The organism is Acuticoccus kandeliae (assembly GCF_003073115.1).
In genome coordinates, this window is the sequence record NZ_QBBV01000004.1 from 471,438 (window position 1) to 496,056 (window position 24,619).

21 protein-coding genes are annotated in these 24,619 nt (G+C 70.3%); 9 read left to right on the top strand and 12 right to left on the bottom strand.

The window, feature by feature from the left end; translation table 11 throughout:
• Positions 1 to 2 precede the first annotated feature (2 nt).
• From mbhE to DBV35_RS25410, 10 genes are all read right to left on the bottom strand, one after another.
• Complete coding sequence (mbhE, locus tag DBV35_RS25365; protein ID WP_245944086.1) at positions 3 to 2,276, bottom strand: hydrogen gas-evolving membrane-bound hydrogenase subunit E; 2,274 nt, start codon at positions 2,274 to 2,276, stop codon at positions 3 to 5.
• 273 nt (positions 2,277 to 2,549) lie between these two features.
• Positions 2,550 to 2,846, bottom strand: coding sequence for an antibiotic biosynthesis monooxygenase family protein (locus DBV35_RS25370; RefSeq protein WP_108663177.1), 297 nt, complete (start codon positions 2,844 to 2,846; stop codon positions 2,550 to 2,552).
• Positions 2,847 to 2,920: 74 nt separating this feature from the next.
• Positions 2,921 to 4,702: a potassium/proton antiporter gene (locus DBV35_RS25375; protein ID WP_205648864.1), complete on the bottom strand. Its 1,782-nt coding sequence runs from the start codon at positions 4,700 to 4,702 to the stop codon at positions 2,921 to 2,923.
• A 185-nt stretch (positions 4,703 to 4,887) separates the two neighbouring features.
• Positions 4,888 to 5,649 carry a siderophore-interacting protein gene (locus tag DBV35_RS25380; protein WP_108663468.1) on the bottom strand — a complete coding sequence of 254 codons (762 nt, stop codon included), beginning with the start codon at positions 5,647 to 5,649 and terminating at the stop codon, positions 4,888 to 4,890.
• 97 nt (positions 5,650 to 5,746) lie between these two features.
• Entirely contained in the window at positions 5,747 to 6,298 is a 552-nt protein-coding gene (locus DBV35_RS25385; RefSeq protein WP_205648865.1) for a PadR family transcriptional regulator, read from the bottom strand.
• 215 nt (positions 6,299 to 6,513) lie between these two features.
• Complete coding sequence (locus tag DBV35_RS25390) at positions 6,514 to 7,428, bottom strand: DUF2950 family protein (protein WP_157961974.1); 915 nt, start codon at positions 7,426 to 7,428, stop codon at positions 6,514 to 6,516.
• A gap of 20 nt (positions 7,429 to 7,448) precedes the next feature.
• Complete coding sequence (locus tag DBV35_RS25395; protein WP_205648866.1) at positions 7,449 to 9,182, bottom strand: DUF3300 domain-containing protein; 1,734 nt, start codon at positions 9,180 to 9,182, stop codon at positions 7,449 to 7,451.
• A 197-nt stretch (positions 9,183 to 9,379) separates the two neighbouring features.
• Complete coding sequence (locus tag DBV35_RS25400) at positions 9,380 to 10,783, bottom strand: amidase (RefSeq protein ID WP_108663181.1); 1,404 nt, start codon at positions 10,781 to 10,783, stop codon at positions 9,380 to 9,382.
• Positions 10,780 to 10,998, bottom strand: coding sequence for a hypothetical protein (locus DBV35_RS25405; protein WP_108663182.1), 219 nt, complete (start codon positions 10,996 to 10,998; stop codon positions 10,780 to 10,782). The genes DBV35_RS25400 and DBV35_RS25405 overlap by 4 nt, the downstream gene beginning before the upstream one ends.
• Positions 10,999 to 11,095: 97 nt before the next feature.
• Complete coding sequence (locus DBV35_RS25410; RefSeq protein ID WP_170135039.1) at positions 11,096 to 11,995, bottom strand: IclR family transcriptional regulator; 900 nt, start codon at positions 11,993 to 11,995, stop codon at positions 11,096 to 11,098.
• A 295-nt stretch (positions 11,996 to 12,290) separates the two neighbouring features.
• Here DBV35_RS25410 and DBV35_RS25415 point away from each other — a divergent pair, with 295 nt between their 5' ends.
• From DBV35_RS25415 to DBV35_RS25455, 9 genes are all read left to right on the top strand, one after another.
• Positions 12,291 to 13,328: a 2,5-dihydroxypyridine 5,6-dioxygenase NicX family protein gene (locus tag DBV35_RS25415; RefSeq protein ID WP_108663469.1), complete on the top strand. Its 1,038-nt coding sequence runs from the start codon at positions 12,291 to 12,293 to the stop codon at positions 13,326 to 13,328.
• A gap of 110 nt (positions 13,329 to 13,438) precedes the next feature.
• Complete coding sequence (locus tag DBV35_RS25420; RefSeq protein ID WP_205648867.1) at positions 13,439 to 14,299, top strand: ABC transporter ATP-binding protein; 861 nt, start codon at positions 13,439 to 13,441, stop codon at positions 14,297 to 14,299.
• The gene (locus DBV35_RS25425; protein WP_108663184.1) at positions 14,292 to 15,116 is read left to right on the top strand and encodes an ABC transporter permease; all 825 of its coding nucleotides are present in this window, start codon (positions 14,292 to 14,294) and stop codon (positions 15,114 to 15,116) included. The genes DBV35_RS25420 and DBV35_RS25425 overlap by 8 nt, the downstream gene beginning before the upstream one ends.
• A complete protein-coding gene (locus DBV35_RS25430; protein WP_205648868.1) occupies positions 15,100 to 16,308 on the top strand; it encodes an FAD-dependent monooxygenase in 1,209 nt (402 codons plus the stop codon). Before DBV35_RS25425 ends, DBV35_RS25430 begins: the two co-directional genes overlap by 17 nt.
• Before the next feature lie 75 nt (positions 16,309 to 16,383).
• Positions 16,384 to 17,385, top strand: coding sequence for an ABC transporter substrate-binding protein (locus tag DBV35_RS25435; RefSeq protein WP_205648869.1), 1,002 nt, complete (start codon positions 16,384 to 16,386; stop codon positions 17,383 to 17,385).
• 96 nt (positions 17,386 to 17,481) lie between these two features.
• A complete protein-coding gene (locus DBV35_RS25440; RefSeq protein WP_157961975.1) occupies positions 17,482 to 18,339 on the top strand; it encodes an FAD binding domain-containing protein in 858 nt (285 codons plus the stop codon).
• Complete coding sequence (locus DBV35_RS25445; protein WP_108663188.1) at positions 18,336 to 20,621, top strand: xanthine dehydrogenase family protein molybdopterin-binding subunit; 2,286 nt, start codon at positions 18,336 to 18,338, stop codon at positions 20,619 to 20,621. The genes DBV35_RS25440 and DBV35_RS25445 overlap by 4 nt, the downstream gene beginning before the upstream one ends.
• Entirely contained in the window at positions 20,618 to 21,109 is a 492-nt protein-coding gene (locus DBV35_RS25450; RefSeq protein WP_108663189.1) for a (2Fe-2S)-binding protein, read from the top strand. Before DBV35_RS25445 ends, DBV35_RS25450 begins: the two co-directional genes overlap by 4 nt.
• Positions 21,106 to 22,512, top strand: a complete 1,407-nt coding sequence (locus tag DBV35_RS25455) for an amidase family protein (protein ID WP_108663190.1) — start codon at positions 21,106 to 21,108, stop codon at positions 22,510 to 22,512. Before DBV35_RS25450 ends, DBV35_RS25455 begins: the two co-directional genes overlap by 4 nt.
• Before the next feature lie 52 nt (positions 22,513 to 22,564).
• Here DBV35_RS25455 and DBV35_RS25460 read toward each other — a convergent pair whose 3' ends face one another.
• Together DBV35_RS25460 and DBV35_RS25465 are read right to left on the bottom strand one after the other, a co-directional pair.
• Positions 22,565 to 23,887, bottom strand: coding sequence for an NAD(P)/FAD-dependent oxidoreductase (locus DBV35_RS25460; RefSeq protein WP_108663191.1), 1,323 nt, complete (start codon positions 23,885 to 23,887; stop codon positions 22,565 to 22,567).
• Positions 23,888 to 23,944: 57 nt separating this feature from the next.
• On the bottom strand, positions 23,945 to 24,556 hold the full coding sequence (locus DBV35_RS25465; protein ID WP_108663192.1) for a helix-turn-helix domain-containing protein: 612 nt from the start codon (positions 24,554 to 24,556) through the stop codon (positions 23,945 to 23,947).
• Positions 24,557 to 24,619 lie beyond the last annotated feature (63 nt).

A 24,619-nucleotide genomic window follows, 5' to 3' on the forward strand; every position in this document is an offset into this window, starting at 1 on the left:
GATCAGCCTTTCGTGGGTTGGTTGGCCGCGCCGCGGCGCAGGAGCGCCCAGGCGGCGAGCGTGGCGAAGGCGACGACCGCGACCTCGCCGAGCGTGTCGATCGCCCGGAAGTCGACGAGGATCACGTTGACGACGTTGCGCCCGTAGGCCTCGAGGTAGCTGGTGGCGCCGAAGAACTGGCTGAGGGCGAGGTCCGGCGGGGTCGACGACATGCTCGCCGCGCCGATGAAGACGATCACCCCGAAGAGGCCTGCGATCGCCGCATCCCGCCGCCGCTCGCGCGCCGTGCGCGAGTGGCTCCGGGCGAACGGCAGGCGCAGGAGCACCGCCGTCAGGATCACGACGAGCAGCGTCTCCACCGCGAACTGCGTGAGGGCGAGGTCCGGCGCGCCGTTGAGGAGGAAGATCAGCGCCGAGGTGAAGCCGACGATCCCCACCGCGACGAGCGCGCCGATGAGGGAGCGCGCGAACGGGGTGGCGACGGCCCCGGCCACCGCGATGACGAGCACCGCGACGAGGCTGAAGCGGATCGGCCCGGCCGCCGTCAGCGACAGCGTCTCCCCGGCGAAGACGAGGCCGAGGACGAGGAGGCCGACGACGCTCGTCATCACCACCGCCGTGTAGCGGTGCTGGTCGCCGTTCTGGAGGAGCTGGGTGGAGCGGCTCGCGAGCCCCAGCGTTCCGTCGAAGGCACGCTGGTAGAAGCGGTCGCCGAAGACGGTGTGCAGGATCCGCCGGCGCCGGAGCGTGACGTGGATCGGCGTCCAGAAGACCGCGATCGCGATGCCGGTCGCGATGACGACGCCGCTGAGGAGGAGCATCGGCGTCACCCCGTGCCAGAGCGCGAAGGAGACGTCGACCGGCGCGCCGGTGAGGGCGAGCGCCGCGGGCGCGATGAGAAGCCCGGCGACGACGTTCGGCACGATGCCCATCGCGATGCCGCCGAGCGCGAGCGCGAGCGGGCCGACGAGGAGCAGCGGCGTCTCGCCGTGGCGCACCTTCAGGGGGCGGCGGCTCTTCATGAAGAAGGGCCGGATCGAGACGACGCCCGCGACGCCGACCATCACCGAGTTGACGATCACCGCGACGGCGACCGGCACGATGTTCCAGTCGCTCGTGAGCTGCGCCTCGAAGAGATATTCCTTCGAGATGAAGCCGATGAAGGGCGGCAGGCCCGCCATCGAGAAGCTCGCGAGGACGGCCGCGAGCGCCGTCACCGGCAGGATCCGCGCAAGGCCGCGCAGGCGCCCGAGATGGGCCTCGCCGGTGGCGTGGATCGCGTTGCCGGCGCAGAAGAAGAGCGCGGCCTTGTAGAAGGCGTGGGTGATGAGGAAACCCACCATCGCGACCACGGCCACCTCGCCGTCGAGCCCGATCAGCATCACGAGGATGCCGAGCGAGGCGACCGTCGACTGGGCGAGCACCGCCTTGAAGCCTGTCGCCCGCAGCGCCTCGAAGGAGGCGACGAGCATGGTGAGGCAGCCGACGATCACGAGCGCGCCGCCGAAGGCCGGAACGTCGGCGAAGACGGGGTCGAAGCGGGCGAGCAGGAAGATGCCGAGCTTCACCATCGTCGCGGAGTGGAGATAGGCCGAGGCCGGGGTCGGCGCCTGCATCGCGTTCGGCAGCCAGAACTGGAACGGCACCTGCGCCGATTTCGTGAACGCGCCGAGGAGCATCAGGACGATGATCGGGGCGAGCCAGGGGCTTGCCGCGAGCTCGTCGGAGCGGGCGAGGATCTCGGTGTAGGAGAAGGTGCCGAGCGAGATGCCGATGAGGAGGATGCTCGCAAAGAGGGCGAGCCCGCCGCCGCCCGTCACGATCAGCGCCTGGAGGGCGGCCTTTCGCGCCTCGCCCTTGTGGCTGTCGAAGCCGACGAGCAGGAACGAGGTGAGGCTCGTCATCTCCCAGAACAGGAACATCACGACGAGATTGTCGGCGAGCACCGTGCCGAGCATCGCCGTCATGAAGAGGAGGATGAGGGAGAGGAAGCGGCCCGCCGTCGCGCGCGGCTTCTCGGCGAAATAGCCGCCCGCATAGAGCGTCACGAGCGTGCCGATGCCGGTGATGAGGAGCGCGAAGAGGAGCGAGAAGCCGTCGAGGCGGAAGGAAAGCTCGACGCCGAGCGAGGGCACCCAGGGAAGGCTGGCCGTCAGCACCTCCCCGCTGGCGATGAGCGGCTGCTGCCGCGCGAGCAGGATGAACGCGGTGAGCGGGGCGAGCGCCATCACGGGCGCGCCCCACCGTCCGAGATGGATGAGCGCGGGTCGCGCCAAGATCGCGGCCGCGCCTCCGAGCAACAACAGGATTGCGAAGAACAAAATCAGGCCTCTCGAGCTTCGTGTGTCGAGATCGCCTATCGCAACCGGTGTGCCAGCCTGGGAAATCCAGGATTTCCGGGAATATTACTTAGCGCGCGCGACGCCTCGGTTCAGCAATACGAACCGCCATCGCAGGTACGTTCGGAAAAGCGAACGCGCGAGCTGCGACATGCCGCGCACAACCTCGACACGCAACAGAAGCCCGACCCGGCCGGAAATAGCCGTCGCTCAGAGCGCGACGAGGTCGTAGTGGCGGATCGAGCGGGATTCCACGAGCGCGGCCTCGGCCGGGTCGACGTGCGGGCTCGCATAGTCCTCGCCGACAAACGCTTTCAGCGCGTTGAGATCCTTCCACACCATGACGAAGCTGAACTCGCGGGGGCTCTCTGCCCTCGCCGCGCCGGGCAGGATTTCGACGAGACCCTCGGTGCGCTTCATCAGCGGAATGGCGGTCTCATGGAAGAACTTGCCGAACTCTTCCTCCTTGCCGGGCCGCGTGACGACCTGAAAGATGCGCATGATCATGGGCCGATCCTCCACTCATCTCTCCAAGAAACGAGGGTAGCACGGCGCGGGCGCGGGGTCCGCCCGTGGGGCGATCAGCGCAGGCCGAGCGCGGTGACGAGCTTCTGCCAGGGCGAGGTGCGCCCCTCCTCCTTGCGCAGGACCGAGTCGAGGAGAAGGCCCACCTCGGTGATGGTGCCGGAGCTGTCGACCGCGCGGACGACCACCTCGAACGCGCCGAGCGACAGGCGGTCGCCGACATGGGGCTGGCCGTGGAACTCGCGCGAGAGCACCTCGCCGAGCGTGCGCTCCGCCGCGTTCGCCGAATAGGCCGCGCCATATTCGCGGGCGACCTCGCCGATGGTGGTGTCGGGCTTCAGCACCAGCTCGCCGAGGACCTCGCGCTCGTCGATCCCGCCGGGCGAGGTGTAGACCTTGTCGAGGAGTTCCAACTGCCGCGCGGTCGCGAAGAGGTAGACTTGGTCGTTCGCCTGGAGCGGTCCGGCATTGTGGACCGAATAGGTCTTCCCGTTGCGGATGATGATGAGCGGGCGCGCCCAGCGCGGGATGCGCGCGCCGGTCGCCACCGTGCTCTCCGGGTGGATGCGGTAGCCGACGAGCTCGATCTCGGCGCGGCCCGGCAGCTCGAACTGGACGCGGTCCATGATGCCGGGCGTCGGCGGCGCGAGGAGGCGCAGCCAGCGCGCGGCGGGCGCGATGGTCCACCCCTGCACCAGCAGCGAGATGAGCACCATGATGAAGACGACGTTGAAGAAGAGGAGCCCGTCCGACATCCCGCCGAGCCCCGGCAGGATGGCGAGGAGGATGGAGACCGCGCCGCGCAGGCCGACCCAGCCGACGAAGGCCACCTCGCGCACCGTGAAGCCGAACGGCATCATGCACAGCCACACCGCGAGCGGGCGCGCGACGAAGATGAGGATCAGCGCCAGCAGCGTCGCCGGGACAACCACCTCGCCGAACTGGGACGGCGTCGCGAGGAGGCCGAGCGTGAGGAACATCCCGATCTGGGCAAGCCACGTCATGCCCGACTGGAAGCGCCGCACGCGCGCGGCGAAGCGGACCTTGCGGTTGCCGGCGACGACGCCCGCCACATAGGCCGCGACGAAGCCGCTCCCGCCGAGAAGGCTCGTCGCCGAGAAGACGACGAGCGCGGCCGCGAGCGCGGTGATCGGGAAAAGGCCGGCCTCGAGGTTGCCGAGCCGGTTGAGGAGGGTCGAGATGCCGATCCCGCCGACGACGCCGAGCACGATGCCGACCCCGATCTGGAGGACGAAATCGAGGAGCAGCGTCCAGCCGGGCAGCGTCGTCCCGTTGGTGGTCGCGACGGCGACGCCGACGAGGGTCGCCGTCAGGAAGATCGCCATCGGGTCGTTCGCGCCCGACTCGATCTCCAGCGTCGCCTTCACCCTCTCGCGCAAGGTCGTGCCGCCGACCCGCAGGAGCAGGAAGACGGCCGCCGCATCCGTCGAAGCGACGATGGCGCCGAGAAGGAAGCTCTCGATCCAGTCGAACCCCATCAGGAAATGTGCGGCCGCGCCGACGAATCCCGTCGTCAGCACGACGCCGATGGTTGCAAGCGTCAAGGCCGGGCCCGCCGCGAGGCGGTAGCTCGAAAGGGGCGTTTCGAACCCGCTGTCGAAAAGGATGATCGCGAGCGCGATCGAGCCCACGAAATAGGCCGCGCCACCGCTGTCGAACTCGATGCCGAGGAGCCCGTCCTCGCCGGCCAGAAGCCCGATCGCGAGGAAGATGAGCAGCAACGGTGCGCCGATCCGCTGGGCGACGAGGCTCGTCAGCGCGCTCGCCGCGACCAACCCCGCTCCGATCAGGATGGCAAGGTTCATGGCGTCGAACATAGCGGCGGCGTTTCCTCAGGGTCTGTCTGCGCTTGGGACGGCTGCGGCCGGTGGGTCCCCGTGCGCAATTTGCGGTGCCTTTCGACCCGCAAGCCCCAAAGTTGCCCTTAGCATGGGGGAACCGGAAAGCGACGTCCATATGGCCGAACGGCGCAGCTGGAACGCGTTTTCGCGTTCCCGTGCCGTCAGTCGAGCGCCTTGTCGCTGCCGTCGGCGATGCCCTCCTTCCAGTATCCGGCCGCCTTCATCCACGCGCGCGGGTGGCCGCGCACGTCGAGGAAGTGGTCGCGCAGCGCCCGCGCGACGCCCGCCTCGGCCGCGATCCACACGAAGCCGTTCCCCTCCGGCAGCGTCAGCGCCGCGACCGCGTCGAGGAGCGGGGCCGGATCGGCGGCGGCCGCGACCGGGCGGTGGACCCAGTGGGCGCTGTGATTGGCCCCGGCCGCGAAGACCTGCTCGTCAGCCGCGCTCGCGACGGCGGCGAGGGTCACGACCTCCGCATCCGCCTCGCGCAGCTCCTCGGCGCGGCGGGCGATTGCGGGCAGCGCCGTCTCGTCGCCGATGAGGAGCCACCAGTCGAAGAGCGGGGCGACGACGGCCGAGCCGCGCGGGCCGCCGACCACAACGGTGTCGCCGGGCCTGGCGTCCAGCGCCCACCGCGTCGCCGGACCGGCCTCGTGGACGGCGAAGTCGAGGGTGAGGCTGCGGTCCGCGCGGTCGAAGGCGCGGGGGGTGTAGTCGCGCATCGCGCTCCCCTCCCCGCTCCCCGCCTCGCCCGCCGGGACGAAGATCTTCACGTGGTCGTCGGGCGAAAGGCTCGTGAAGTCGGCGAGGTCGTCGCCGGAGAGGATGATGCGGATCATGTGGGGCGTGAGGCGGTTCACCTCGCGCACGGTGAGGGTCCGGCGCTTCAATTCGTGCCGGTGTCGGGTGACGATCTGCTGCATGGTGTCCATTGCGTTGGGGCCGGGCGTGGCGCGGCCGCATGCGCGGCGCGCCGGGCTGCCGGCGGCTCGGTGTGTCGGGGTGGCGGCGGAGGGGCCGTCAGCGCTCGGGGTGTGGGTCCATCGCGTCGATCGCAGCCGCTGCGGCGTCGATCGCGGCGGCGATCCCGGCGACGGTCTCCTCCGGAAGCGGCGTCTCGGCGATGTGGCGGCGGAGCGCGCGCTTCAGATTGTCCATCGATCGCAGGACCGCCTCCGGCGTGTCGGCCGGGGGACCGGGCGGCGCGCGGCGGGTCAGCAATTCGTCCGCCATCGCGCGGTTCGCGGTGAGGAAGGCGCGGCCCTCCTCCGTCACGACATAGCTTTTCCGCGAGTCTCCCTCGGCGGGGGCGACCTCGGCGTAGCCCATGTCCTCCAGCCAGGAGAGCGTCGGGTAGATGACGCCGGGGCTCGGCGTGTATGCGCCGCCCATCTGCTCGTCGATCGCCTTGATCAGCTCGTAGCCGTGGCGCGGGCGCTCGGCGAGCTTGGCGAGAAGGAGGAGCCTCAGCTCCCCATAGTCGAAGGGGCGCTTCCCACGCCGCCCCCGACCGTGATGGTCGCGCCCATGGCGATGGCCTTTCGGCCCTTCGTGACGGTGACCATCATGCATGCCTCTGTGTCTCATGCGGCCAATCTAATTCTCGATATATCGGAAATCAAGATATATCGAGAACGAATTCTCGATGGTGCGCGAAGTCCTCGTCGGTTCGATCAGACGCCAACCCGCCCGGCCGTCCGGCGGGAGATCGCACAACGAAAAACGCCGCCCGAAAATCGGACGGCGTCGTTGAATGCGGCGCTTGGGACCGGCCGGAGGCCGGAGTGTCAGTCGACCGGGACCCACTCGTCGTCGGGCTGGAAGCGGTCGATCTCGGCGCCCCTCGCGAGCGTCTCGTCACCGAGGTCGGCCTCGTAGATCGTGCCGTTCTCGCCGACCATGAAGCTCATGATGCCGGTCTGCCCGTAGTCGGACGGGATCGCGAGGATCGCGTGGCCGGCGACCATGTGGCCGTTGATCGCATAGTCGTAGGCGCCGCCGGGGGCCGCGTCCCCCTGCCCGCCGAGGATCTTGTAATAGTAGCCGAGATAGGGCTCGGCGTCGGCATCCTGACCGTCGACGCTGTAGCCGCTCGCCGCCGCGCGGGCCATGAAATCGCCGATCGGGCTCTCGGGGCCGCCTTCCTCGGGCGGCCAGTAGAGGCCGTTGCGCTGGCCGGGATCGCTGAGGATCGCGGAGGCGAACTCCATCACCCCGTCGCCGTCATAGTCGACCTCGCGGAAGGCGAGCTGGGCGGCGACGTACTGGCGCAGCAGCGCCATCACGTCGAGCTCGTTGTCGCCGATGCGCCGGGCGAGCACCTCGTCGCGCGCCTCCTCCGCGTCGAAGCGCCATTTGCCGTCGTCCCCCTTCTCGAGCGGGGCCGGGAACGGCCACTGGTCGTCGCCGATGAAGAGGGTCGCGAGATTGCCGCTCTCGTCGATCGCGATGCGGTGCATCTCGTTATAGGCGGAGAGGAAGTTGCCCCACGTCTCGCGGTCGGTGTCCGCATCGCCCGTGAGAGCCACGTCCTCGAACTCAGGCCCGAAGACGGCGACGAGGGCCGTCGCGTCCCGCGCGTCGAGCGCGCCGATGATGGCCTCGACCGCCGCCTCTGGCGTGTCGTAGGCGGCGGGCTCGGCGAGCGCGGTCGTCGCGAGGGGCCAAGCGAGAAGTAGCGCCGCAATCGGCAAGCGTGCCATTCGTCTCTCCATCATCTCAATCACCGCCGCCGTCCTCCGCCGCGCTTCCCGCCGCCGCCGCCACCGCGGTGGGCCATGCTGCGCCCGCCGCGCGCCTTCGAGGCCGCCGCGGGACGCTTCTGCTGGGGCTTGTGGAAGGCCGACTGGCGCGGCGCGGCCTTGCGCGTCGGCGCCTTCGATACCCTCGGTTTCGCGGCCTTGGCGCGCGAGGCCCCGGAGGGCGCGGCGCGCTGCGCGGGCTTCCTCGCCTTCGCCTGGCTCGCCTTGCCGCGGGCGGAGGCGTTCTTGCTCTTCGTCATCCCACCCTGGCCGTGGCCGGTGAAGGCGGTGGACTTGCCTGGGGCCTTGCGTTGGGCGGCCTGGCCGCCCCCGCCGGCGCGGGTCGCCTGCCGGCCGCCGCCCGACGAGCCGGCCTTCAGGCGCGACTCGATGCCGGCGCGGTCCGGCCGCGCGGCCGGCGTGTTGCCGCCCGGACGGCGGTTGGCCGCGGCCTGTCGTCCGCCGCCGGCGCCACCGCCCTTGCGGTCGGCGATCTTCTGGCGGGCCTGGTCGCGCTGCTTGTCGTTCGGCCGCCAGCCATTGTCCCCGCCGGGCCGCTGGCCAGGCCGGTTGCCGGCGAGGCCGCCATCGAAGCCCGGCCGGTCTCCAGGACGCAGCGGCCTGTCACCGGGCCGATCGCCAGGGCGGAAAGGCCTGTCGCCCGGACGGTCGCCGGGCCGGAAGGGCCGATCGCCCGGCCGGCCGGGACGCCCGATATTCACGTCGCCGCCGATGTCGATGTCGACGCCGGGACGGTAGCCGGGTCGCGGATAGAAATTGTCGTAACGCCAGTCGATCCGCGGCGGGCCGTACCAATAATCGTTCCAGTTGTTGTCGAAGACGCTGCTGACGGCGTAGCCGGCCGCGAAGGAGATCGCGCCGGTCGCGAGCGCCGCCCCCGCGTCGTAGCCGCTGCTGGTGGTCTCCACATAGACGGGCGCACTCGCCGCGGGCTGCGTGTAGACCGTCTGCGGATCGTAGGTCGGCACGTAGACGACGTCGGGCTTCGCCGGGGCGATCGAGATGGTGTTGTCCACCACCTGGACGACCTGCGCGTCATTGTCGGAGAGGTTGCCGACGGCCTGGGCGCGCGCCCGTTGGCGCTGCACCGCGTCGAGCACGTCGTCGCTCTGGACGATCACCGCGTCGCCGAGCGACTCGGTCGTGTCGAGATCCTTCGCCATCTGCTCGATGACGGTCGGGAAGCCGGTTGCGAGCGCGGCGACGCTCTCGTCCCACCCTTCGGCGTTGGCGGCTTCCGCCCGCTTGTCGGCGGCGAGGTCCTCGTTCGCCTCGATCCAGCGCTCCGCCTTCACGATGTCGAGGGGCACGGTCGCCGCCACCAGCACCTGCGCGAGGACGGCGTCCGGATAGAGCGCGATCGGGGCGACGAGCGCGTCGAGCTCCTCGTCGGAATATTGGGGCGGCTCGCCGGTCGGGGCGGCGGCGACGTCCGCACTCTCCTCGGCAAGCGAGGGCGGCTCGGTCTCGGTCACGTAGCGCCCGCTCACGAAGCCGGTCACCCCGTCGACGGCGATCGCGCACCAGCCGTTCGCGTCGCACGAGTCGATGTCGATCACCGTGCCGTTCGGGAGAACGCCGAAGGATTCATCGCCCGTGCTGGGGCCGGCGCGGAAATTGACGTCCGCCGTGGTCACGCCCGGGGCGGACAGCACCTGTGACGACGCTATGGCCGGGATCAAGACAAGGGCCAAGGTCTTCTTCATCCCGCACCTCATTCAGTCGACCTGAACGATGCGGCGCCATTCCGCACCGCATGGAAGGCGAATTTACCATGATTTGTCAGCGGCGCGAGCGATCAGTTTAGAAAAGTTTCGTTTTGACGATCCCTTATTCAAGACTTTCGCTTATCAGTTTGTCATTTCGGAAAGATGCGCGGGCGAATCCACCCTCAGACAGCAAGCTGCGGGCGGCGCGCCAGCCAGTTTGTCGCCCCCTCATAGGCGGCCCCGGCGCGCAGCAGTGTCGCCTCGTCGAACATGCGCCCGACGAGCTGGAGCGACAGCGGCAATCCGCTGGCGCTGAAGCCCGACGGCATCGACATCGCGGGATTGCCGGTGATGTTGAAGGCGTAGGTCGTGAGGCCGAGCATGTGCATCGGCTCGTCCGGCATCTCGTCGAAGCGCCAGGCGGGGCGGACGGCGGTGGAGGTGAGGAGCACATCATAGCGGCTCATCACGGACTGGTTGAAGGCGAGCGCCAGCTTTCGCCGCACGCGCAGCGCGTCGACATAGTCCGACCCGCGGGCAAAGGCGCCGACCATCAGCCGCTCGCGCGCCGGCCGCTCGTAGAGCTCGGGGCAGCGCAACAGCGTCTCGCGGTGGATCGCGTAATATTCGGCGATCAGGATCGTGCGTCCGACGGCCAGGAAGATGTCCTCGTCCTCGAAGGCGGCCTCCTCCACCGTCGCGCCGAGATCGCGGAAGGTGTCGGCGGCGGCGTCGAGCGCGGCGAGCACCTCGGGATCGGTGATCGGGTCCTTCGCCGGCCAGGACCGCAGATAGCCGACGCGCAGCCCCCGGACACCGGCACCGAGCGCAGCGCGATAGTCGCCCGCCTCCACCATCGCGCTCGCGGGATCGAGGGGATCGGGACCCGCCATCCCGCCGACCGCGATCGCCGCGTCCTCGACCGAGCGCGTGATCGGCCCGCAATGGTCGAGCGAGTAGGAGAGCGGGAAGACGCCGCGCCGCGAGACGAGGCCGTAGGTAGGCTTGAGGCCGACCGCGCCGCAGAAGGCGGCCGGCCCGCGCACCGAGCCGCCGGTGTCGGAGCCGAGCGCGATGCGCAGGAGCCCCGCCCCCACCGCCGCGCCGGACCCGGTGGACGATCCGCCTGTGTAGCGCTCCCCGTCCCAGGGATTGCGCGCGGGCGGGAAGAGCATTCCTGGGCTCGGGCCACCCGTCCCGAATTCGGCCGTCGCGCACTTGCCGATGAGGATCGCCCCCGCCGCCTCCATCCGCTCGATCGCGACGGCGCTCTTCGCCGGCACATGGTCGCGGCGCATGTGGGACTGGCAGGCCGTCAGGATGCCGGCGCTGTCATAGTTGTCCTTCGTCGCGAAGGGGATGCCGTGGAGGGGCCCGCGATGCCGGCCGGCGCGGATCTCCGCCTCGGCCGTGCGGGCGGAGGCGCGGGCCTTGTCGGCGGCGAGGGTGACGAAGCTGTTGAGTGCCCCGTCGTGCGCTTCGATCCGCGCGAGCGTCGCGTCGACGAGTTCCACCGGCGACAGCGTGCCGGCGGCGATGGCGGCGGCGGCCTCGGCGACCGGCCAGGTTGAAGGATCGCCGCTCACGCGCTGCCCTCCCCCGCCCGCAGGATCGAGGCGACGGCGTAGGCGTTCGCGGGCTCGTCGCCCGGCACGGTCTCGTAGGCGCGGATCGTCTCGCCCCAGGCCCGCACCTCGCGGAAGGCGGCGAAGAGGACCGGCAGGCGGTCCTCCGGCAGGCTCAGCCCGGAGCTGCGGAACAGGGTGATGAACTCATCCCAGGAGGGGTCGGAATCCGGCACGGGTCGAGGGTCCTCAGCGCGTCGAAGATCGCAGGACCCTCTCACCCCGTGCCCGGCCGCAGAAATGACTTTGCCGCATCGTTTCGATGCAGCGCCCCTACTCGGCCCCCGCCGCGTGCGCCTCCATGCGCTCCACGTAGCTCTCGCCCGGCGCGTGGTGCCACCAGCCGAGCCGCTCGGAGACGCCGTCGACCGCCTTCAGGAGGATCTCGGTCGGCGAGCTCGGCTCCTCCGGCTGGACGGATTTCGACGCGCCGATCACCCCGATCGCCGCCACGAGCTGCCCCTGATGGTCGAAGATCGGCCCGGCGAGCGCGCTGAGGCCGGGGACCACGTCGCCATAGGTCGCGCCGAGACGGCGGGCGCGGACCTCGCTCACCACGTCGTCGACATCGGCGAGCGAGCGCACGCGCGCCTGGGGGAGCTGGGCGAAGCTCGACTGAAGCTCGCGCTCGACGAACGGCGCCACCGTCTTGCGCGGCATGTAGGCGAGGAAGACGCGGCCCGTGGCGGAGCGGAAGAGCGGCAGGTTCGCGCCGACCTTCATGCTGGTGATCACGAGCTCGGAGGAATCGCGCAGCGCGACGACCGTCGGCCCGTGCGTGCCCCAGACGGCGAGGAAGCTCGTGAGGTCGAGCTGCTGGTTGAGGGTGCGCACCTCCTCCGTCGCGATCTGCACGACATCGAGCCGGTTGAGCGCGGTGAGGCCGAGGCGCAGCGACATGCCGCCGAGATCATAGTGGCCGCTCACCGGCTCCTTCTCAACGAGGCCGCAGCGGATGAGGCTCACGAGATAGCGGTGCGCCTTGCTAGGCGTCATGCCCGCCTCGGCGGAGAGGTCGCGCAGCGAGAGCGGGCCGGACGAGCGGGCGAGCACCTCGAGGAGGATCGCGCCGACCTCGATCGACTGGATGCCCTGGCGTTCGTCACCCTTGTCGCGGCCGTTCCTGTCGCCGAGATCCTCGGCGGCGAGCGGCAGCGCGGCCGCCTCGCTCACGGGCGCGCCCCGCGCGGTGGCACCGCCGCTCCCCTTGGACTTGCGGCCATCCTTTGCGGCTGAAGGCAAAAAATCTCTCCGAGCGTTCCGGCATGGGGTGTCGAACCACGAGGATCGTCGGCCGCACCCCAGCACGTTAGTCACCGCGTCCCGCGAGGGTCAATCGCGCGATCGGCGGTGAGACATTGCAGTCAATAGTGAATGAGTTGCATAATATGCAACAACCGACGCCTCAAAAGGAGGCGTCTCGCCCAGCGGCGCGCCCTCGGTCCGCGCCGCTCCAACGGAGATGCCGATGCCCGTCACCCACATCCAGCACACCGCCGCCTGGCGCGAGGTCCTCACGCTGTCGAAGCTCAAGGCGGGCGAGCGGGTCGTCATTCTGACGTCGGTCAACTCCAATCCCGATCTCATCGCGGCCGCGACCCACGCCGCCTCCGATCTCGGCGCGGTGGTCGTCCGCCTCGACATTCCGCCGGTGTTCGACCTTGCCCAGCTCGGCACTGACCCGACGGCCGTCACCGGCGCGTCGCCGATCGACGGCAACCCGGTCGCGATCGAGGCGATGAAGGCGGCCGACCTCGTGATCGACCTCGTCTTTCTCCTCTTCACGCCCGGCCAGAAGGAGGTGCTCGCCTCCGGCACGCGGATGCTGCTCGCCTACGAGGACCCGGAGACGCTGGTCCGCCTCGTCCCGACCGAAGACGACCGCCGCCGCGTCCTCGCCGCGAAGGCTGCCTTCCATGCCGGCCGCACAATGCGCGTCACCTCCGCCGCCGGCACCGATCTGCGGGCCGAGATCGGCGACAACCCGATCACCGCGGAATACGGCTATGTCGACGAGCCGGGCCGCTGGGACCATTGGCCGAGCGGCTTCGTCGCGCGCGTGCCGAACCGGGACACCGCCGAGGGCACCGTGGTGCTCGCGCCCGGCGACATCATCCTGCCCTTCAAATCCTACGTGCAGAGCCCGATCAATCTGACGATCGAGAAGGGCCTCATCACCAGGATCGAGGGCGGCTTCGAGGCCGATTTCATGCGGCAATATATCGAGGACTTCAACGAGCCCGACGCCTTCGCCATCTCCCATCTCGGCTGGGGCCTGCAGAAGCGGGCGCGCTGGACGGCGATGGGCCTCTACGACAAGCACCCGACGATCGGCATGGAAGGGCGCGCCTTCGCGGGCAACTTCCTGTTCTCGACGGGACCGGGCAATGGCCGCAAGACGCGCTGCCACCTCGATATCCCGATGCGCAACTGCTCCTTCTTTGTCGACGACGTGCCGATGACGCGCGATGGGCGCGTCATTCCGTCCGATCAGATTGCGAATTGATATTCCTCAAATCCATTGTCCTCCTCGTGAATGTGTTGCACTATTGTGAACATGATGCGTTGGCCGGCTCCTCGGCCAGCGGGCTGCACAATTCCCGAGGAGTGGCGTGAATGGATCAGCGGGTGAATGAGGCCCCGGACGGCGGCGGAGGCGGTGCAACGACGATGCCGCCCGAGTCGCGCCTGTCGATCTGCGGGCTTCACAAGACCTACCGCAAGACGGCCGTCTCGTTCGGCCGCCGGCGGCCGGTCTCCAGCCTGACGGCCCTGTCCGACATCAGTTTCGACGTCGCGCCCAACTCCGTCGTGACCCTCCTCGGCCCCTCGGGCTGCGGCAAGACCACGCTGCTGCGCATCATCGCGGGCCTCGGCAAGGCCGATAGCGGCAGCCTCCTCCTCGACGGCAAGCCGGTGACGGGGCCGAGCAAGGACAAGGCCTTCGTCTTCCAGCATTTCGGCCTCCTCCCCTGGCGCACCGTCATCGACAATGTCGCCTTCCCGATGGAGCTTGACGGCGTCCCGCTGTCGGAGCGCCGCGACGTCGCCGAGCGCTATATCCGCCTCGTCGGCCTCGCCGGGTTCGAGCAGCACCACCCCCACGCCCTCTCCGGCGGGATGCAGCAGCGCGTCGGCATCGCCCGCGCCCTCACCCGCGATCCGCGCCTCCTCCTCATGGACGAGCCGTTCGGCGCGCTTGATGCGCAGACGCGCGAGATCCTGCAGGAAGAGCTGATCAACATCCTCGCCACGACCCACAACACCGTCGTGTGCGTGACCCATTCCATCGCCGAGGCGGTGATGATCTCCGACCGCGTGGTCGTGTTCACCCCCTCACCCGGCACCATCAAGCGCATCATCGACATCCCGCCCCGCGCCCGTGGCGCGGAGGGTCGCCTCTCCCGGACGGCGCCCGAGCTGAAGGAAATCGAGAGCGAGCTTCGCGAACTTCTGCGGGAGGGACACGGTGAGTGACAGGCCCGTCGACGCGCCTGAGGCGCGCTGGGAACGCATCCCCGTCAAGGAGCTGTTCCTCGTCTACCCGAACCTCGTCCGCACCGCCTCGATCATCGTCTTCCTGATCCTGTGGGAGATCGTCGGGCGGAACATGGACCCGCTGTTCATGACCTACCCGACGGCGATCTTCTCCGCCTCGATCGAGCTCCTCCAGACCGGCGAGCTTCAGAAGGCGTTCGTCCAGAGCCTCATCCCGCTCACCATCGGCATGGTGATCTCGATCGTCGGCGGCATGGTGATCGGCCTCGCGATGGGCCTGTCGCGCGTCGTCGAGTACGCGATCGACCCCTACGTCAACGGCCTCAATGCGATCCCGCGCATCGCCCTCGTGCCGCTCATCATCCTGTGGTGCGGGCTCGGCCTCACAGCGAAGGTGGTGATCGTCGTCTCCGTCGGGATCTTCCCGATCATCATCAACACCTTCGCCGGCGTGAAGGACGTGCAGGGCACGCTCGTCGATGTCGGCCGCGCCTATTCGGCGTCGCAGCGCCAGGTGCTCTTCAAGATCATCCTGCCGGCGGCGCTTCCCTTCATCATGGCGGGGATCCGGCTCGGCTTCGGCCTCGGCATCATCGGCATGATCGTCGCCGAGTTCTTTACCGCGGTCAGCGGCCTCGGCGGCATCATCATCGACTACGGAAACACGTTCCAGACGGCGAAAATGTTCGTCGCCATCATCGTCATCGGCGCCCTCGGCATCGTCCTGTCCGGCGCGGTGATGATGCTCGAGCGGCGCTGGACCGGCTGGCGGCAAGGACATGGCAGTGGTGAATAGGATCGGCCTCTCGACCCGGCTCGGACCCGCGTTGGAGGACAAGCCCCGCGTTGCGATCGTGGGCGGCGGCATCGGCGGCGTGACGGCCGCGATCTTCCTCCAGCGGGCGGGCTTCCCCGTGAAGGTCTACGATCAGGCGCCCGCCTTCGCGCGCGTCGGGGCCGGCATCAACCTCGCCCCGAACGGGATGCGGGTGCTCGAAAGCCTCGGCCTCGGCGACGCGCTTGCCGCGGTCGGCGTGCGACCCCGCACCAAGCTGAGCCGCGAATGGCAGAGCGGCGAGATCCTCTTCACCGTGCCGGTCGACGACCTCGTCGCCCTCTATGGCGCGCCGTTCATGGCCTTCCACCGCGGCGACCTCCAGGAGGTCCTCGTCGGTGCGCTCGATCCGGACACGCTCGTCTTCGGCAAGCGCCTCGTCGGCCTCGAGACCCGCGGCGAGGCGAACACGCTCGCCTTCGCCGACGGCACCAATGCCGAGGCGGACATCGTGATCGGCGCCGACGGCGTCCACTCCAAGGTGCGCGAGGCCCTCTTCGGCGCGGCCGCGCCGCACTATCACGGCCTCATCGCCTACCGCGCGATCTTCCCGACCGCGCGCCTCGGCGGAACCGACATCGTCGACAACACCAAATGGTGGGCGCCCGACCGCTATTTCCTCAATTATTTCATGAGCGAACGGCGGGACGAGCTCTACTTCGTGACCGGCGTTCCGGCGGTCTGGGAGCACTCCGATTTCTCCCCCCGCGCCGCGAGCAAGGAAGAGGTCCGCGCCGCCTTCGAGGGCTTCCACCCCGAAGTGCAGGCGATGATCGAGGCCGCGGACGAGATCTCGTCCTGGGCGATGCTGGAGCGCGACCCGTTCACCCCGTGGAGCGAGGGCAACGCCGTGCTCCTCGGCGATTCCTGCCACGCGACCACGCCCCACATGGGCCAGGGCGCCGGCATGGCGATCGAGGACGGGGCGATGCTCGCCCGCGCGCTCGACGAGGCGTCCGACGTCGCGACCGCGTTCGCCCTCTACGAGGCGAGCCGGTTCGAGCGCACCGCGCGCATCCAGCGCGAATCCCATCGCAACGAGTGGAGCAAGAGCTCCATGGATCACAAGTGGGTCTATGGCTACGACGCCGTGAACGAGCCGCTGGCGACGCCGGCCGGCCGCGACAGCGCCCCCCTCTCTTTGCGTCCCTGAACCCTACCCGGCGGCCCCGCCGCCCCCACCCACGCGCGCCATGTCGCGCATCTGTCGAAGGAGAGCCTTGTCATGATGGCTGGAAGACGGACGTTCCTTGGTCTTGTCGCGGGTACGCTGCTGATGGCGGGCGCCGGGGCACCGGCGCACGCGGCCGACTATGAGATGGATTTCGTGATGCCGACCGCGGCCTCGCCCTATCTCCTGCCCTTCTTCATCGCGCAGGATCTCGGCTGGTACGAGGAGGCGGGCCTCACGGTGAACGAGGCGGTCGTCACCGGCGATACCAACTGCATCCGCGCCGTCATCACCGGCGAGGCAGACACCACCTTCATCGGCCCCAACACGATCATGCAGGCCTTCGTGTCGGGCGCGCCGATCAAGATCATCGGCTCCTGGCAGCCGGTGGTGGACTATCAGATCGTCGCGAAGCCCGGCTATGGCGACAGCCTCGCCGACCTCGCCGACAAGCGCTGGGCGATCTCCTCGGTGGGCGGCATGGTCCAGTCGCTGCCGCAGATGGCGATGAAGAAGCACGGCATCGACCCGGACAGCGCGCAGTTCATGTCCGTCGGCGGCTACGCGGCCCGCTACCAGGCGCTCGCCGCCGGCACCGTCGACGCCACCCTCCTCGACACGCGCTTCATGATGACGGGCCTTGCCGAAGGGCGACTTGAGTCGGTGAGCGCCATCGTCGACGACTTCCCGAAGATGGGCTTCGTCTATCTGCCGGTGATGGAGCGCGAGCTCGCCGATCCGGACAAGCGCGCCGCGCTGGAGATCTTCCTGCGCGAGGCGCTGCGGGGCGTCCGCCTCATCATGGACGAACCGGAGGAAGCCGCGAAGGTGATGGCCGCGCGCCTGAAGATCGACGACGTCGAAGGAACCGCGAAGGTGCTGGAAGAGATGACGAAGCTCGGCGTGTGGGGCGCCAATGGCGGCCTCGACCGCGACGTCTTCGAATTCTCCGAGGACGTCTATCGCGAGCACGGGGACGTCACGAAGGACGTGCCCTATGAGGCGCTCGTCGACACCTCGATCGCCGATGCCGCCGTCGCCGCGCTCGGCGCGCGCTGATCGCCTGACCCACCGGCCGGCGGCGCGTCCGCCGGCCGTCTTGCATTGCGGGGGTGGCTCGGTACCCCTCGGATGCCGCCTTGGAGTTCGACGCCCGTGAAGCCTGCCCCGTTTGGCTATCGCCGCGCCCGGAGCCTCGAACAGGCGGTCGCGATGCTCGCGGCCGAAGGGGAGGATGCCCGCATCCTCGCCGGCGGGCAGAGCCTCGTGCCCATGATGAATTTTCGCCTCGCCCGGCCGCCCGCGCTCGTCGACATCAACGATTGCGCCGACCTTTCGACCATCAGCCTCGACGGCGAGACGCTCACGGTCGGCGCGACCGTGCGCCAGCGCGCCGCCGAGAATGATCCGCTGGTGCGCACCCACGCCCCCCTCCTTGCCGAGGCGCTGGCCAATGCCGGGCCGGCGACCGTGCGCAATCGCGGCACGGTGTGCGGCAGCCTCGCCAACGCCTATCCGCTCGCCCATTCCCCGAACGCCGCCCTCGCCCTCGGCGCCACCCTCAGGATCGTCGGGCCGGACGGCGCGCGCACCGTGCCGATCGACGAGTTTCTGGTGGCCGCGATGGTGACCGCGGTGGAGGCCGGGGAGATCCTCGCCGCCGTCTCGATCCCGGTGCTGCGCGCCGGCGAGCGGATGGCCTTCGCCGAGGCGCGCAACCATCGCGGCGGCGCAGCCACCGCCCTCGTCTCGATCCGCGCGAGCCTCGCCGAGGGCCGCATCCGCGCCGCGCGCGTCGCCGCCTCCGGGCTCGACGACCACGCGATCCGCCTTCCCCATGTCGAGGCCGCCCTCGCCGACGGGGCCGACATCGAAGCCGCCTATCGCGCCGACCTCGCGGACCGCCCCTTCGCGGCCGACGACGAAACGACGCGCCATGCCGAGCGCGTCGTGCCGACGCTCATCGCGCGCCTCCTCGCCCGGATCGGCGCCGACACGGAGGACGCACGATGAGTGCGAACGGGATCGGCGCCTCCCTCCCCCGCGTCGAGGACGAGCCGCTCCTGCGCGGCAAGGGCCGCTTCTTCGACGATCTCGACCCCGGCCCCGGCACGCTCCATGCCGCGTTCGTGCGCAGCCCCCTCGCGCACGGGATCCTGAACGGCATCGACACGGAAGAGGCGCTCGCCCTCCCGGGCGTCGTCGCCGTCCTCACCGCCGCCGACCTGCCGCGGCTGAAGCCGATCGTCGCCGACACCGAGCGGCCGGGCTTCGTCGCCACCACGCGGAGTGCGCTCGTCGGCGACCGCGTCCGCTTCGTCGGCGATGCCGTCGCCCTCGTCCTCGCCGAGGACCCCTATGTGGCGCTCGACGCGGCGGAGCTTGTCCTGCCAGACATCGACCCGCTCCCCGCCGTCTCCGACGCCGGCATCGCGGCGGCGGACGATGCCCCGCGCCTCTTCGAGCCCGGCAACGTCCTCTTCGAGACCGCCTTCGAATCCCCCGGCTTCGCCTCCGCGGCGGACGCCGCCCCGCACACCCTCTCGGCGACCTTCCGCGCGGCGCGGATGGCGGCCGTCTCGATCGAACCGCGCGGCGTGATCGCGACGCCCGACGGGGCGGACGGGCTCACCATGTGGTCCTCGACCCAGATCCCGCACATCGTGCGCACCACGCTCGCGGAGCATCTGGGGCTCGACCCCGAGCGCGTGCAGGTGGTGACGCCCGACATCGGTGGCGGGTTCGGGATGAAGGCGGTCGTCTATCCGGAGGAGATGGCCGTCGCCGCCGCCGCGCTCCATCTCGGCCGCCCGGTGAAGTGGCTGCAGGACCGCTATGACGACTTCCTGACGAGCGCCCACGCCCGCGACCACCGCTACGCGGTGAGCGTCGGCTTCGACGACGCGGGCGTCGTCCAGACGCTCGATGCCGATGTCCTCGTCAATATCGGCGCCTATCCGACGCTGCCCTTCGGGGCGAGCTTCGAGGCCAACGGCGCGCCGCGCAACATGCCCGGCCCCTATCGCCTCTCCCACTTCCGCTACCGAACCCGCGCGGTCGCGACGAACACGTGCCCGACCGGTGCCTATCGCGGCGTCTCCGCCCCGCTCGCCTGCTTCGCGGTGGAGGGGATGATGGACCGCATCGCGCGCCATCTCGGCCTCGACCCGGCCGAGGTGCGGCGGCGCAATCTCGTCACAACCTTTCCGTTCAAGAACGTGCTCGGCATCGAGATCCGCGAAGGCTGCTTCCTCCCGGCCCTGGAGCGGGCGCTCGCGGTCGCCGATGTCGACGCGCTCCGCGCCGAACCGGTGGCGGCGGACGGGCGGCGGCGCGGCGTCGGCCTCGCGGTCGTCACCGAGCAGACCGGCATGGGGTCGGTGCGCTACCAGCAGCGCGGCCTCTTCCGCGTGCCGGGCTTCGAGACGGCGGCGGTCCGCCTCGAAGCCGATGGCCGGATCCGCGCCTCGACGAGCCAGGCCGCGATCGGCCAGGGGAGCGCCACCGCCTTTACGCAGGTGCTGTGCGAGACGCTCGCCATCGCGCCGGACACCGTCGCCGTGCAGACCACCGACACGCGCGACACCCCGGCCGGCTCCGGCACCTTCGCGAGCCGCGGCATGGTGATCACCGCCGCTGCAGTGGCGCGCGCGGGCCGGTCGCTCGGCGAGGCGATCGCCGCCGCCGCGGCCGAGCGGCTGGAATGCGCACCGGGCGACATCGTCCTCGCCGACGGCCGCGCGCACGTCGCGGGCGCTCCGGCGCTCGGCCTCTCCTTCGCCGAGATCGGCGCCGCGACCGGCGGCCTTGCCGCGACCGAGAGCCACGACACGCCCTCCACCGAGGTCGCCTCCGCCGTCCATGTCGCGAGCGTCCTCGTCGACCCGGCGACCGGTGAGGTGGCGGTCGAGCGCTATGTCGTCGTCCACGATTGCGGACGGATGATCAATCCGGCCCTCGTCGACGGACAGGTCCACGGCGCCGTCGTCCAGGGGCTCGGCGAGGTGCTGATGGAGGAGGTCCGCTACGACGAGGACGGCCAGCCGCTCTCCATCAGCCTGATGGACTACCAGATCCCCCGCAGCCTCGATGTGCCCGAGATCGTGGTCGAGGCGCTGCACAGCGCGGAGGGCGAGCGCCTCGTGAAGGGCGTCGGCGAGAGCGGGACCATCGGCGCGGTCCCGGCGCTCGCGAACGCCATCGCCGACGCACTCGCGCCCCTCGGGGTCGACGTCGCGGCGCTGCCCCAGAGCGCCCGCGCGATCCGCGCCGCCATCGAGGAGAACACGCAATGAGCGCGACCATCGACATCGAGGTGACCGTCAACGGCCGCCCGGTGCGCGCGGCGGTGGAGCCGCGCCTCCTCCTCGCCGACTTCCTGCGCCGCCATGCCGGGGCGACCGGCACCCATATCGGCTGCGAGCATGGCGTGTGCGGCGCCTGCACGATCGCGCTCGACGGGGTGTCGGTCCGGAGCTGCCTCACCTTCGCCGTCCAGGCGGACGGGCGCGCGGTGACGACGGTCGAGGGCCTCTCCGGAGACGGGCCGCTCGGCCACCTCCAGGCGGCCTTCCATGAATGCCACGCCCTCCAGTGCGGCTACTGCACGCCGGGCTTCCTGATGCGCCTCACCGAGTTCCTCGACGAGTGCCCGGCGCCGAGCGAGGCGGAGATCGCCGAGGCGCTCTCCGGCAATCTGTGCCGCTGCACCGGCTACCAGAACCTCTTCGCCGCCGTGCGCCTCGCCGCCGCCCGCGCCGCCGAAGAAAGGGCCGGCCGATGACCCCCGCTTTCGCCACAATCGGCGACCTCATCGCCGCCTATCGCGCAAGAGAGACGACCCCCGTCGCCGTCGCCGAGGCGGTCTTCGCCCGCATCGAGGCTATCGACTGCGAATTGAACGCCATGGTGCGCCTCACCCGCGAGAGCGCGATGGAGGCGGCCGCCGCATCCGCCGCGCGCTGGGCGAACGGCACGCCGACGGGCGCGCTCGACGGCATCCCGATCACCGTGAAGGACACGCTGTGCGTGGCGGGCGTTCCGTTCCGCCGCGGCTCGCGCGCAACGCCGGAGACGCCGGCCGCCGCCGACGCCCCCGCCGTCGCCCGCGCGCGGGAGGCGGGCGCGGTAATCGTCGGCATCACGACGACGCCGGAGTTCGGCGCCGGGCCGCTGACGATCAGCCCCCTCACCGGCGCGACGCGCTCCCCCTGGGACACGGCGATGAATTCCGGCGGGTCGAGCGGCGGCGCGGCGGCGAGCGTCGCGGCGGGCTACGTCCCTGCCGCGCTCGGCACCGACGCGGGCGGCTCGATCCGGATCCCGGCGGGCTTTTGCGGCGTCGTCGGGCTGAAACCGACGGGCGGGCGCGTCCCCGCCTTCCCGCCGAGCGCGGCGGGCGCACTCGCGACGCCGGCCGCGATCACCCGCACGGTCGAGGACGCGGCGCTGCTCCTCTCCATCATCGCCGCGCCCGACCCGCGCGACCCGGACGCGCTGCCCCCCGTCGCACCCGACTGGCTCGACGCGCAGGACGCGCCGGTCGCGGGCCTCAAGGTCGCGCTCTCCACCGACCTCGGCTATGCGGCGCGCGTCGAGCCGGAGATCGTCGCCGCCATCCGTGCGGCGGGCGCGATGATCGCGGACCTCGGCGTCAGCCTCAGCGAGGCGCACCCCGACGCGGCGGACCCGATCGGCGCCTACAACACGCTCTTCCAGTCAGGCTTCGGCTACGCGCTGCGCGCCTATGATGCGGACCAGCGCACGCTCGTCGGCGAGCATCTCCTGGCGACGGCGGACAAGGGCGCGGCCGTCGGCCTCCACGCCTATCTCGGCGCGCAGGATGCCCGGCGCACCCTCGCCCGCGCCTACGAGGATTTCTTCCGCCGCTTCGACCTGCTCGTGACGCCGATGCTCGCCACCACCGGCGTGCCGGCGACCGAGTGGGTGCCCCCCGCCTTCGCCGACCTCCCGGACCCGCGCGCCTGGACGCCGTTCGGCTACCCGGTCAATCTTGCGATGGGTACGGCGATCACCCTCCCCATCGCCCTCTCATCGGAGGGGCGGCCGATCGGGCTTCAGATCATCGGGCCACGCTTCGCCGAGGGGCGCGTCCTCCAGCTCGCGCGCGCCATCGAGGCGGCGCGCGGCCCCTTCCCCACCCCGCCCGCCTACCCGGCCGGCTGATCGCATGGCGGCGCCGCGGATCGATCCTCCCCGCGGCCCGCCCGACGCCCCCTCACCCGTCGCGGCGGCGCTCCATCTCGTCGAGCGTGCGGAAGGCCGAGCCGACGGCCGGCAGGAACCACGGGTTGCCGGTGTAGAGGGGATGGGACGGAAACGCCTCCCGGTCGAACCCGCAGATCGGACGCGGGTCGCCCGCGAGCATCTCCCCCGCCTTCGCGCCGAGATAGGAGAGGAGCGCGATGCCGCTGCCGTTGCAGCCGAGCGCGTAGTGGATGCCGTCCTTCATCCCGACATGGGGCAGCGCGTCGAAGGTGAAGCCGGTGAAGCCGGACCAGGAGTGCGTGATGCGCGTGCCGGCGAGCTGCGGAAAGCGCTTCAGCATGAAGCCGTGCAGCACCGCGCCCGCCATGCGCGGGTCGACGGCGGTGAATCGCGCGCGCCCGCCGAACACCATGCGCGTCCCGTCCGGGCTCACGCGATAATAGCAGAGGACGCGCCGGGAATCGGAGAGCGTGCGGCCCTTCGGGCTCAGCGACGCGGCGATCGCCGGGTCGAGCGGCTCGGTCGCGATGACATGGCTTGCGATCGGCACGATCCGCCGGCGGAGCGCCGGGAAGAGCGTGCCGGTGTAGCCGTTCGTCGCGGCGAGCAATTTGTCGGCGAGGATCGTGCCCTTCGCGGTGGTGACGCGGAAGCCTCCCCCCTCGCGCGCGAGCCCGGTCGCCGCGGCGTTGGCGTACACCTTCACCCCGCGGCGCAGGCACGCATCGAGGAGGCCCTTATAATAGAGGGCCGGATCCAGCGCGCCCGAGCGGCGCACCACGAGCCCACCATGATAGAGGTCGCTGCCGATCTCCTCGCGCTGGCGCTCGCGCGGAATGGCCTCGAGGCCCTGCCCGCCGGAGGCCTGGTCGGCGGCCGCCCGCGCCTTCTGCTGCTCGAAATGCTTGCGCGTCCAGGCGCCGACGAAGCGGCCGGTGCGCTTCCAGTCGCAGGCGATGCCCTCCCGCTCGATGATCGTCTCGATGTGCTGGAAGGCGGCGGTGCTGTCGGCGGCGATCGCAGCCTGCATCGCCTTCGGATAGGCCATCCGCTTGCCGGTGAAGGTCTTGCCGGTGTTGACGCCCGCGCTGACGCCGCCGCCATTGCGCGTGCTCGCCCCCGCGCCCGGAAGGTCGGCGTCGATGACGGTCGCGAGGATCCCGCGGTCGGCGAGCGCGATCGCGGCGTTGAGGCCGGTATAGCCGGCGCCGACGATGAGCACCGGAGTCTCGCGCGGCAAATCGCCCGCCTCGCCCTCCTGCGGCCGGTAGCTCTGCCACCAATAGGGCTCGGCCGCGAAGTCGGGATGCAGGATCGAGCTCAGGTCAGGCATGCGTCTTTTTCATTGAGAGTATGCGCCGCGCATCATCATTATAATGAATTACGGCGCTCAGATGTGGGCATCGGGCCGCGACTGCGCGATGATCCAGAGGACCCGCGCCTCGACGTCCTGCTCGTTGCGGATGCTGTGCGGCTCAGCGCCGTTGAACTGAAAGGAGTCGCCTTCGCGCAGGCGCGATTCCTCGTTCCCGACGCGCAGGATGATCTCCCCCTCGATGACGAGGCCGCCCTTCTCGGCCGGGTAGGAGACCAGCGTCTCACCGGACCGCCCCATCGGGCGAACGTGCAGGATCATCATCTGGAAGGCCGTCGCGAGGACTGGCGACAGGATCTCCTTCGCGAAGTGTTCCGGCCCGAAATCCAAGAAGGGCCGGGCATTTTTGCGTCGAACGAAGCGCGCCTCGGGATCGGACTGGGAGACGAGTTCGGCGAATTTCACGTCGAGCGCGAGGCACAGCTTGGTCAGCGTCTTCAGCGACGGATTGCCCATGCGGCGCTCAAGCTGGCTGATCATGCCGACCGACACTTTCGACCGCTCCGCAAGCTCCTGCACGGACCAGCCGCGCTGGCGCCGCAGCTCGCGAATCCGGGTCGCGACCAGCACCGCCTCGTCATCCACCGCCGCGCTGTCGGGCGCGTCCTCGACGTCCATCTCGTTCATTATTTCGCCTCTTTTAAGTTCATTATCTTGACAGTTGGCCGTGTTGTCCAGCACGCTCGGCGA

What these genes read in the sequence shown, in the direction of transcription:
- DBV35_RS25370 (WP_108663177.1), bottom strand. Translation starts at nt 2,846, where the DNA reads ATGATCATGCGCATCTTTCAGGTCGTCACGCGGCCCGGCAAGGAGGAA.
- DBV35_RS25375 (WP_205648864.1), bottom strand. Translation starts at nt 4,702, where the DNA reads ATGTTCGACGCCATGAACCTTGCCATCCTGATCGGAGCGGGGTTGGTC.
- DBV35_RS25380 (WP_108663468.1), bottom strand. Translation starts at nt 5,649, where the DNA reads ATGCAGCAGATCGTCACCCGACACCGGCACGAATTGAAGCGCCGGACC.
- DBV35_RS25385 (WP_205648865.1), bottom strand. Translation starts at nt 6,298, where the DNA reads ATGCATGATGGTCACCGTCACGAAGGGCCGAAAGGCCATCGCCATGGG.
- DBV35_RS25390 (WP_157961974.1), bottom strand. Translation starts at nt 7,428, where the DNA reads ATGGCACGCTTGCCGATTGCGGCGCTACTTCTCGCTTGGCCCCTCGCG.
- DBV35_RS25415 (WP_108663469.1), top strand. Translation starts at nt 12,291, where the DNA reads ATGCCCGTCACCCACATCCAGCACACCGCCGCCTGGCGCGAGGTCCTC.
- DBV35_RS25420 (WP_205648867.1), top strand. Translation starts at nt 13,439, where the DNA reads ATGGATCAGCGGGTGAATGAGGCCCCGGACGGCGGCGGAGGCGGTGCA.
- DBV35_RS25430 (WP_205648868.1), top strand. Translation starts at nt 15,100, where the DNA reads ATGGCAGTGGTGAATAGGATCGGCCTCTCGACCCGGCTCGGACCCGCG.
- DBV35_RS25435 (WP_205648869.1), top strand. Translation starts at nt 16,384, where the DNA reads ATGGCTGGAAGACGGACGTTCCTTGGTCTTGTCGCGGGTACGCTGCTG.
- DBV35_RS25445 (WP_108663188.1), top strand. Translation starts at nt 18,336, where the DNA reads ATGAGTGCGAACGGGATCGGCGCCTCCCTCCCCCGCGTCGAGGACGAG.
- DBV35_RS25450 (WP_108663189.1), top strand. Translation starts at nt 20,618, where the DNA reads ATGAGCGCGACCATCGACATCGAGGTGACCGTCAACGGCCGCCCGGTG.
- DBV35_RS25455 (WP_108663190.1), top strand. Translation starts at nt 21,106, where the DNA reads ATGACCCCCGCTTTCGCCACAATCGGCGACCTCATCGCCGCCTATCGC.
- DBV35_RS25460 (WP_108663191.1), bottom strand. Translation starts at nt 23,887, where the DNA reads ATGCCTGACCTGAGCTCGATCCTGCATCCCGACTTCGCGGCCGAGCCC.
- DBV35_RS25465 (WP_108663192.1), bottom strand. Translation starts at nt 24,556, where the DNA reads ATGAACGAGATGGACGTCGAGGACGCGCCCGACAGCGCGGCGGTGGAT.